The 7,527-nt window shown below is 68.7% G+C and carries 7 protein-coding genes and 1 pseudogene; 4 read left to right on the top strand and 4 right to left on the bottom strand.

Translation table 11 applies throughout. The annotated features are described in order from the left end of the window. Positions 1 to 2 precede the first annotated feature (2 nt). Positions 3 to 398: an acyl-CoA thioesterase gene (locus tag ETD86_RS51175; protein ID WP_342779363.1), complete on the top strand. Its 396-nt coding sequence runs from the start codon at positions 3 to 5 to the stop codon at positions 396 to 398. Continuing rightward, positions 395 to 1,546 carry an MFS transporter gene (locus ETD86_RS51170; protein WP_138673863.1) on the top strand — a complete coding sequence of 384 codons (1,152 nt, stop codon included), beginning with the start codon at positions 395 to 397 and terminating at the stop codon, positions 1,544 to 1,546. Before ETD86_RS51175 ends, ETD86_RS51170 begins: the two co-directional genes overlap by 4 nt. On the opposite strand, the gene ETD86_RS51165 is transcribed toward ETD86_RS51170, so the two are convergent. The 4 genes and pseudogenes from ETD86_RS51165 to ETD86_RS51150 form a co-directional block, all read right to left on the bottom strand. Beyond that, positions 1,541 to 3,043, bottom strand: coding sequence for a glycoside hydrolase family 13 protein (locus tag ETD86_RS51165; RefSeq protein ID WP_138673862.1), 1,503 nt, complete (start codon positions 3,041 to 3,043; stop codon positions 1,541 to 1,543). The genes ETD86_RS51170 and ETD86_RS51165 overlap by 6 nt on opposite strands. Positions 3,044 to 3,067: 24 nt before the next feature. Beyond that, a pseudogene (locus tag ETD86_RS51160) lies at positions 3,068 to 3,448 on the bottom strand (globin); the annotation flags it as partial. A gap of 4 nt (positions 3,449 to 3,452) precedes the next feature. After that, positions 3,453 to 4,316 (bottom strand): mechanosensitive ion channel family protein, encoded by an 864-nt coding sequence (locus tag ETD86_RS51155; protein ID WP_246149470.1) that lies wholly within the window; start codon positions 4,314 to 4,316, stop codon positions 3,453 to 3,455. A gap of 578 nt (positions 4,317 to 4,894) precedes the next feature. Continuing rightward, positions 4,895 to 5,179, bottom strand: a complete 285-nt coding sequence (locus tag ETD86_RS51150) for a hypothetical protein (protein ID WP_138673859.1) — start codon at positions 5,177 to 5,179, stop codon at positions 4,895 to 4,897. 276 nt (positions 5,180 to 5,455) lie between these two features. Here ETD86_RS51150 and ETD86_RS51145 point away from each other — a divergent pair, with 276 nt between their 5' ends. Then, positions 5,456 to 7,009, top strand: a complete 1,554-nt coding sequence (locus ETD86_RS51145; RefSeq protein WP_138673858.1) for an NsdA family TPR-like regulatory protein — start codon at positions 5,456 to 5,458, stop codon at positions 7,007 to 7,009. Then, positions 7,006 to 7,494 (top strand): GNAT family N-acetyltransferase, encoded by a 489-nt coding sequence (locus ETD86_RS51140; protein WP_138673857.1) that lies wholly within the window; start codon positions 7,006 to 7,008, stop codon positions 7,492 to 7,494. Before ETD86_RS51145 ends, ETD86_RS51140 begins: the two co-directional genes overlap by 4 nt. Positions 7,495 to 7,527: the final 33 nt, after the last annotated feature.

Below are 7,527 nucleotides of genomic sequence, written 5' to 3'. Positions count from 1 at the left end.
AGATGTGTATGAGAGACAGCCCAGTGAGATTCGCCGACATCGACTCTCAAGGCCACGTCAACAACGTGCGCTTCCTCGACTACCTCGAGGACGCCCGCTTCGGCATGTTCGCGATCGACCTCCACAACGCGGGCGAGGAGCCGTTCAAGGGCCTGGTCGTGACCCGTCACGAGATCGACTACCGCCGCCCGCTCGGCTTCCGTCCCGACCCGGTGCGGGTGGAGACCTGGGTGGAGGAGATCCGGCCGGTCCGGTTCACCCTGCGCTACGAGATTCGCGACGACGACCAGGTCTACGTCACCGCCATGTCGGTCATCGCCGCCTATGACGTCGAGCGGGCCGCCCCGCGCAGGCTCAGCGAGAGCGAGCTGACTTACCTCAAACATTTCTCCGTATGAGGCGCTGGTGGATGCTGGCCTTGGGCGTCAACGCCCATGCCAGCGTCACCTTGGGGTTGTTCGGCCTGCCCCTGGTCATGCCGGAGATCGAGCGACATTTCGGTGTGTCACTGCCGGTGGCGGGCATCATGGCGAACGCCCCGGCCTTCGGCATCCTGTTAGCCCTCGTTGCCTGGGGAGCGCTCGCGGATCGGCACGGCGAGCGGCTGATCCTGGGCATCGGCGTGGGGGTGGCGGCCGTGTCGTTCGCCGCCGTCGCGTTCGTCGACCAGGCGTGGGCGGTGATCGTGCTGCTCGCGCTGGCCGGCGCGGCGGGCTCGGCCGCGATGGTCGGCGGTGGCCGGATCGTGCTGCGCTGGTTCCAGCCTCCCGAGCGCGGCGTCGCCATGGGCCTGCGCCAGGTCTCCTTCACACTCGGCATGGCCGCCGGCGCGTTCACGCTGCCGCCCGTCGCCCGGGCTCACGGCCTGCCCGGTGTGCTCCTGGTCTGCGCCGGCGCGAGCCTGCTGGCCGCGGTGCTGGCGGCGATCTTCTTGGCCGAGCCGCCGCACGACCTCTCCGGCCGTGGCACGGCCCCGGCGGGCTCGCCGTACCGGCAGCCGGCGCTGTGGCGGGTGCACGCCACCAGCGCGCTGCACGTGGTGCCGCAGATCGTGGTCAGCACGTACGGCGTGAGCTGCCTGGTCGAGCTCTACGGCTGGGACAGCGTGGCGGCCGGGCGGCTGTTCGGCGTGGCCGCGATCGGCGGGGCCGTCGTCCGCATCGCGGCGGGGCGCTGGTCCGACCGGACGGGACTGCGTATGCGGCCCCTGCTACTGATCACGTTCGCGAACGTCGGCGTGCTGGCGCTGCTCGCCGGTGGCACGCTCACCCGCACCTGGCTCGGGCCCGCGATGCTCGCGGTGGCGGCGGTGATGACCGTGGCCGGCAACGGGCTCGCCTACCTGGCGGCGGGCGAGCTCGCGGGCCCCGAGCGGGCGGGCAGGGTGCTCGGCACCCACAACACCATCCAGAACTCCGTCTCCCTGGTCGCCACGCCGCTGGCCGGGGTCCTGATGGAGAGCGTGGGGTTCTGGGCGGGCTTCGCGGCAGGGCTGGCGTGCACGCTGCTCTCCCTGCCGGTCGTGCCCGTCAGAAGAGGCCTATGACGACAACCACACCGCCGTGTCCGGCGGCAGCAGGCTGCCCTTGAGCGGCCCGCTCGCCAGCAGCACGGTGTCGTGCTCGGGCAGGCGTACCGGATGGGTGCCGCAGTTGATCGCGCAGATCACCGGGCCACGGGTGAAGAAAAGTGCACCCTCGGGAGAAGCTTGCCACTCCAGGGTGTAAGGAATTTCCCTCACCAGGTCGCGGTGGCAGGCCAAGGCCCGGCGGTAGAACTCCAGCGTCGAGTCGGCGTCGCCCTCCTGTTTCTCGACGCTCAACTCCGCGAACGTCGCCGGCTGCGGCAGCCACGGTTCCACTCCGCCCGGCGAGAACCCGTACGAGGGCGTATCCACCGTCCATGGGATCGGCACCCTGCACCCGTCACGGCCGGGCAGCTTGCCCTCCGACTGGAAGAACACCGGGTCCTGCCTGGCCTCGGCCGGCAGGTCGGTCACCTCGGGCAGGCCCAGCTCCTCGCCCTGGTAGAGGTAGGCGGAGCCGGGCAGGGCCAGCATGGTCAGCAGCGCCGCCCTGGCCCGCGCCAGGCCGGTGCCGGGGTCGGCCGTCTCGTAGCGGGTACGGTGCCGTACGACGTCGTGGTTGGACAGCACCCACGTCGCGAACGGCACGGTGCCGAGCGTGTCGTCGATGACCTTCTTGAACGCCGTCGGCGACCACGGCGCCTGCAGCCAGGCGAAGTTGAAGCTCTGCTGCAGCTCGTCGGGACGCACGTAGAGCGCGAGGTCCTCGGGGCTGTCGGTCCACACCTCGCCGACGGCCATGCGTTCGCCCGGATAACCGTCGAGCAGCCGTCGCCAGTCGCGGTAGACGTTGTGCACCTCGGGCTGCCCCCACACCGGGGAGACCGCCTTGAACGACTGGTCGCCCACGTCGGGCAGGCCCTCCGCCTTGTACAGGCCCATGGCCACGTCGATGCGGAACCCGTCCACGCCCCGGTCCAGCCAGAACCGCAGGATGTCCAGGAACTCCTGGTGCACCTCGGGATTGCGCCAGTTGAAGTCGGGCTGCTCCGGAGCGAACAGATGCAGGTAGTACTGGCCGTCCGCCACCTGCGTCCAGGCCGGGCCGCTGAAGGTGGACTGCCAGTTGTTGATCGTGTCGCGGAAGATGTACCGGTCGCGGCCCTCACCCCGCAGCGCCGCCTGGAACCAGGGATGCTCGGAGGAGCTGTGGTTGGGCACGATGTCGACGAGCACCCTCAGCCCGAGCTCGTGCGCGTCCGCGACCAGCGCGTCGAAGTCGGTCAGCGAGCCGAACAGCGGATCGACGTCCCGGTAGTCCGCCACGTCGTAACCCCCGTCGGCCATGGGGGAGGGGTAGAACGGCGTCAGCCAGATGGCGTCGACCCCCAGCCGTCGCAGGTACGGCAGATGTTCCCGCACCCCGGCCAGGTCGCCGACGCCGTCTCCCGAGGCGTCGGCGAAGCTGCGAACATAGATCTCGTAGACGACGGCATCACGCCACCAGGGGATATCCATGTGGCGTCTCATGCCCCGTTATACGGGTGAGTTCACCAGACTGTGGGCCGCGTAGACCAGATAGTCCCAGAGTTTGGTCTCCAGGTCCTCCGGCAGGTCGAGCGAGTCGACCGCGTCACGCATGTGCCGCAGCCAGGCGTCGCGCTCCGGCTCGCCGATCACGAACGGCATGTGCCGCATGCGCAGCCGGGGGTGGCCACGCTGCTCGCTGTAGGTCTTGGGGCCGCCCCAGTATTGGATGAGGAAGCCCCGCAGCCGCTCCTCGGCACCCGTCAGATCGGGCTCCGGGTAGAGCGGCCGCAGCACCGGATCATCGGCGACCCCCTCGTAGAAGCGGTGCACGAGGCGCCGGAAGGTCTCCTCGCCTCCGACGGCGTCGTAGAAGGAGGTCTCAGTCACGCTCATTAGCTTATGCCGTGGGGACCATCAGAATGCCCGCGGTGTCCAGCGCGGACTTGACCCTGAGCCTGAGCTCCCTGGCCACCTCCGCCTGTGCGGAGGGCAGCGTCTTGGCGGTGATGCGGAACACCAGCGAGCTGTCCGACAGCTGCTCCACGCCGTACACCTGCGGCTGCTCCACGATTTTGGCCTCGCGCAGCTCGGGGTCGGCCCAGATCTCCTCTGCCACCTGCTCCAGCAGCACCTTCACGGCCACGATGTCGGAGTCGTAGGCCACCGGGACGTCCATGTACGCCCGCGACCACCCCTGGGACTCGTTGCCGACCCTGGTGATCGTGCCGTTGCGTACGTACCAGACCCGGCCGTCCGCGTCGCGCAGCCTGGTGACGCGCAGGGTCACGGCCTCGACCGTCCCCACCGCGGCGCCCGCGTCGATCACGTCGCCGACGCCGTACTGGTCCTCCAGCAGCATGAACATGCCTGCGATGAAGTCCTTGACCAGCTCCTGGGCTCCGAAGCCGATGGCCACGCCCAGGATGCCGACGCTGGTCAGCAGCGGGGCGATCGGGATCGTGAGCCGGTCGAGCACCGTCAGCACCGCGGTGCCGAGGATGACGATCGAGGCGACGTGCTTGAGCACCGACCCCATCGTCTCGGCCCGCTGCTTACGCCGCTCGTGGAGCAGCGCGTCGATACCGTCGGTCGCGACGCCCTTGCGGAACCTGGTCATGAGTGAGCCGCCGTTCGCAGCTCGAGTGACCACCCGGCCGATCACGCGGTGCGCGATCTTGCGGAGAACGAAAGCGAGCACGACGATGAGCACGATCACGATCGCACTCGACACCAAGGGCGCCCATGGCGCATCTTCGAACATCGCGACCAGGCTAGAGCACACCGGGTCATTTGTGCAGGTCGTGGCGACCTGCTGGCTCACCTTGTCGACGTCCAGGAGCCCGGACGTCGACGTAGGACTGGGCGTTGGCGACGGTGATGTCACCAGGAGTAACACTGAGTGGATCCCCCTCCGGAAGCGATTCGGCCGGCCACTTGGACCGTTTCGACTTCGATCCAAAATACCGTCGGCCGAACCGCCCGCCGTCACATCACGCCGGGGAAGACGGGGTCGCCTGCTCTCTGGGCCGCGGAGGGAGAGAGCCGACGCTCCGGTGACGGACGGCTCGGAGCAGGACACGCACCCGGAAGCATGTCCCGCGCCGGTTCCGGGAGGGATCCCCCGAACACCCGACCGGCGGACCGGGCGGGTGGCTTAGTGCGTACGGGTACGAGCCGTACGTATGGTGACGATGGTGACGCGATCGGATGCGGAACCGGCGGAGTGACCAGGGTCCCTGCATAAGAGGACCCTCCGCACCGGTCACCCCGCCGGCTCCGTGTTGCCGCCGTGGGTGCGGTGAGCCGCGGTGGCTGCGCTCCACCCGGATCACCGCGTCGTCACTCCCCCACCGCGGCGAGCACGCGGGCGACCTTCGTCGCCGCACCGGCCGGGTCGTCGGCCGTGTGCATCCGCTCGCCCCAGGACCAGCAGTACCACCAGTCCGGGATGTCGGACACGGCTGTCGGCCGGCACGTGACGTTTTCGGACAGGCTGGTCGCGTTCGGGTTGATCACCCGCACGAACCGGCGTCCGCTCTGCGCCTGGACCACCCGTGCGAGCAACCCGTGCGCGCCGAGCTCGGCCACGAGACGCTCCAATAGCTCGAAGTCGTCGTCCCCCACCGTTCTCGTCCTCCCTGCGAATCGCTGCTGGTGGGCCAAAGATGTCTCATGTCGGCCGCTGACGCAACGCGGGGTTTCTGGCTACAGGGAGTTGCTTATCCCTCATGGGTTGTAAGAAACAGCCCCTCGGAGGACGATCCTTAACCGTAGTCTTGAGATGGACGTTTCCAAGCCGTCCTCATTGCTTCATAGTCATGGGTAGGCGCACAGCAACTTGGCGACTACGATCAGTCACCAGTTGTGGACCGGTCGAGACATGCGTTGAGAGGGGCCGGGATGACCGGCAGGCAGCACAGGGAGACGGAGATCGCGCGACAGGTCCGGGCCAAGGGCCTGGCCGCCGGGCGCACGTCGGCCCAGATAGCCGATGAGATCCATGAGGCGTGCACGACCCAGTTCAGCACGACCCGCATCAAGGCGCACCGGCTGTCCCATGGGATCGCGCTGGCCGATGTCATCGAGCAGGTGAGGGCCCTGTTCGAGCGTGACAAGAAGCCGATGCCGGGCATCGGCGAGACGCTGTTGTCCGCGTACGAGAGCGGCCTCAAGCGCCCCGGGCCCGAATACCTTCACTACCTGTGCACCGTCTACCGCGTCGAGCCGGTCGCCCTGGGCTACGACGGCCCGTGCATCTGCGGCCACGGCCACCGGATGCCCGCTCTGACGGGCGGCAGTGAGGCGAGGGAGCGCCCCGCGGTGTTGCCGATGGAGCGCGAGCTCGTGATCCATCCGATGCCGCCTGACCCGGACGCCCAGGATGACGAGAACATCCTCCGCCGCACGCTATTAAATCTACTCAACGTGGACACCTCCCTCGCGGAGCTCGACGGTCCGGTGCTGGGGGCGTGCGAGGGCATCAGGCGCCGGATGGACGAGACGCTCGTGTCGGCCACCGTGTCGGCGGCGATGCTGGATCAGTGGGAAGAGGCGACCTACAGCTTCGGCCGCCAATACACCACGACGGCTCCGCTGCGGCTGCTGTGCGACGTGCTGCTGGAGCTCAGCGCCGTGCGCACGGCCATGTCCCGCCGCCAGCCCACGGACCTGGCCGAGCGCCTGTGCAGGATGGCCGCCCAGCTGTCCGGGCTGAGCGGCATGATCCTGATCAACCTCGGCGATCACCGGCTGGCGCGCTCGTTCTTCCGCACCGGGCGCACGGCGGCCGACGAGACGGGCGACCGCGCGCTGCGGGCGTGGGTGTGCGTCCGCGAGTCCCTCGTCCCCCTCTACTTCGGTGATGCCCGCGAGGCGCTGCACCTGGCCAAGAAGAGCCGCGACCTGGCCGGGTCGACGCCGTGCGCGGCCCAGGCCATGGCGCCGGTCGTCGAGGCCAGGGCGCTGGCCATGATGTCGGGGGCCGACAGCAAGAAGGAGGTCGTCGACCAGGCCAAGCGCGCGCTGGCCCGGGCCAGGAACGCCTTCTCGCACATGCGCGAGGAGGACCAGGAGGACGTGGCCTTCGGCTACACCGAGAGGCAGCTCTACTTTTATCAGGGCGACGTGCTCACCAAGCTGGGCCAGACGATCGAGGCAGAGGTGGTTCTCGACCAGGCCCTGACCAAGTACGAGGACCACATCGTGGACCAGACGCTGATCAGGCTGGACCAGGCGCAGTGCCGCCTGATCGACGGCGACGTCAAGGAGGCGCTCGCCATCGGGACCAAGGCGCTGCTCCTGGTCGGCGATGAATACCTGACCGATTTCATCGTGCGCCCGGCGCTGGCGCTGGAACAGGCGATCATCGCACAGGATCCCAACGCTCCAGGACTGGACGCATACCGCACCACCTTGCGGCGGACCAAAGCTCAGCTGAAAGGGGGCGGTGCATGAAGTTGACGATCCGGCGCTATCGCTGGTCCGATCTCGACACCATCCAGGCGCTCCATCGGATCTGCCTCGCGGAGGTGGGCCTCGTCCCAGGCGACGGCGTCTACTACGACGACGACTTCCCTCGCATCCAGGAGATCTACCTGGCCTGCGGCGGGGACTTCCTCGTGGGCGAGGTGTCCTCGCGGGTCGTCGCCATGGGCGGGCTGAAACCCGTGGACACCATGACGGCGGAGATCTGCAGGCTGAGAGTCCACCCCGACTTCCAGCGGCGTGGCTTCGGCGCGGCCATGCTCGTCGCGCTCGAGCAGCGCGCGGTGGAGCTCGGGTTCCACAGCGTCATCGGTGACACGACACTCAACCAGGAGGCCGCGCTCGCGCTGTACGAGCGCCAGGGCTGGCGTGAGCTGTCCAGACGGCGCGTGGGCGGCCTGACCGTCATCTACGGCGAGAAACGCCTCGTCCTGCCGGCCGTCCTCGAGCATTGACTCCCCACGGCCCCACCTACCCCCTCCAGGGCC

This window comes from Nonomuraea turkmeniaca (assembly GCF_005889735.1).
In the GTDB taxonomy this organism is placed as follows: Bacteria; Actinomycetota; Actinomycetes; order Streptosporangiales; family Streptosporangiaceae; genus Nonomuraea; species Nonomuraea turkmeniaca.
Note: the sequence above shows the minus strand (reverse complement) of the source record. Positions and strands in the feature narration are given on the sequence as shown.